Source organism: Bacillus sp. JJ1503, assembly GCF_036965125.1.
Taxonomy (GTDB): Bacteria; Bacillota; Bacilli; order Bacillales; family Cytobacillaceae; genus Cytobacillus.
Genome location: NZ_JBALOZ010000462.1, coordinates 2735 through 4609 on the forward strand (window position 1 = coordinate 2735; position 1875 = coordinate 4609).

Consider the following 1875-nt stretch of genomic DNA (forward strand, 5'->3'; position numbering starts at 1 on the left):
CTACTGCAGTCGTAAATTGTGGCTCCCTTACACCGATATAATCTGGTATGGCGATTCGAACCCGATTTTGAAAAATGACTTGGGCTAACTCAAGGATCCCTTGAGTGTTCGCGACCCCACCTGTAAGAACGAATCCTCCAGGCAAGTCTTGAGAGCCTAGCCTTCTCACTTCATTTTGGATCAAGTCAAAGATTTCTTCCATACGTGCTTCAATGATATCAGAAATTTCCAGCTGATTAAATTGCTGGTGCTGGTCACTCCCAATTATCGGTACACTGAAAACCTCTTCTTCTGATGCATGGTCATAAAAAGCATATCCATACTTGGTTTTTATCTTTTCAGCATCCTCAGTTGATGTGCGGAGACCGATTGATAAATCCTTTGTGATATGGTCTCCCCCTACTGGAAGAACACTTGTAGCTTTTAAATTACCCTGTTCAAATATGGCTATTGTTGTTGAACCACCGCCAATATCAATTAGGGCTACACCGAGATTCTTCTCATCCTTTGACAATGCGTAAGCACCAGCTGCCAAAGGCTGAAGTGTAATGTCAAGTATTTCAAGACCCGCACGTTCAACACAACGTAATGAATTATGTAAAATGGTCTTGGATCCAGTAATAATGGTGCCTTCCATTTCAAGACGTACCCCTATCATTCCACGCGGATCATTAATTTCATCTAAACCATCAACAATAAATTGTTTCGGAATGACATCGATTATATCTCTTTCCGGCGGAATAGAAACCACTTGGGCTGCATCAATGACTCTAGCTACATCATCATCTGAAATTTCCCTGTTTTCACTTGAAACTGCAACTACTCCATGACATGGCTGGAGCATAACATGGTTGCCAGTGATGCCAACTATTACACTTGTAATTTCCATTCCTATCATTCTTTCAGCCTGTTCAATTGCCTTTCTAATTGAATGAACCGTTTCATCTATATCAACAATGGCTCCCTTTCTTAAACCTTCAGATTGCACACTGCCGACACCAATAATATTTAAAGAGTCGTTGACCATTTCCCCTATGATAACTTTTACGCTGGATGTACCGATGTCAAGACTTACATATATTTCATTGTTGTTCATTCTATGGCACCTCCTTTTGCTATTCCCGCTTTATTCTAAATTAATTTGCTAATATTAAATAATTCGGCAAAACTAGCAATTTCCCTTTATAAAAATTAATTTTTTTCAGTTTTTTCACGGCTTACAGACCATTTTGTCAATAATATTCTTCTTATCACAGCTATATTTTGGAATAATCTAACTCCAAATGCAAATACTGCCGCTAAATATAAGTCTACACCAAGATGAACACCTAGAAAAGCCAAACTTGCAGCAAGCAAAATATTAAAAAAGAAACCGGAAACAAAAACCTTTTCATCGTATATGTTCTGAAGCTGAGCACGTATTCCTCCAAATAACGTATCTAATGCGGCAAGTACAGCAATAGATAAATAATTGGAATACTCCTCTGGAATTTTCACTTCGGTAAATAAACCTAGAATAACACCTATTATTAATCCTAATAAAGGAAGCCACATATTATGAATTGCCTCCTTTGTCTGTGTTCACTGGTTCCATATCTCTTATCCTTATTGTATTTTCATACGCGGGTATTGTAATAATTCCCTCCGGCTTTTGAACTTTCACCCTTAGATTATCAATAAAAAATTCGTCAGCAGATTTTGATACTTGCATCCGTTTAAACAGTTTGTCAGCGGATTTTGCGTCTTCAGCGATCACCTTGATCTCGATTGGCAATCGATTGAGGGAATGCCCGTCAACCTTTGTTTCTCCGTTTATATCTCTAATTACCGTTGTATTAATGAGGCGCTGACCATCAATTGATATGTGCATTGCAT

General features: G+C 38.3%; 2 protein-coding genes and 1 pseudogene (1 of these 3 running past the window's edge). All 3 read right to left on the minus strand.

Annotation, left to right across the window (positions count from 1 at the left end; translation table 11 throughout):
* A pseudogene (gene ftsA, locus V7149_RS25175) lies at positions 1 to 1096 on the minus strand (cell division protein FtsA); it reaches 163 nt to the left of the window's first position.
* A gap of 95 nt (positions 1097 to 1191) precedes the next feature.
* Positions 1192 to 1554 carry a small basic family protein gene (locus V7149_RS25180; protein WP_335348300.1) on the minus strand — a complete coding sequence of 121 codons (363 nt, stop codon included), beginning with the start codon at positions 1552 to 1554 and terminating at the stop codon, positions 1192 to 1194.
* Between the two features lies 1 nt (position 1555).
* Positions 1556 to 1875: DUF881 domain-containing protein (locus tag V7149_RS25185; protein WP_335348301.1), on the minus strand; the 320-nt coding region annotated here is incomplete at its 5' end.

Coding starts and splice junctions, on each gene's coding strand:
- V7149_RS25180 (WP_335348300.1), bottom strand. CDS start 1,554: ATGTGGCTTCCTTTATTAGGATTAATAATAGGTGTTATTCTAGGTTTA.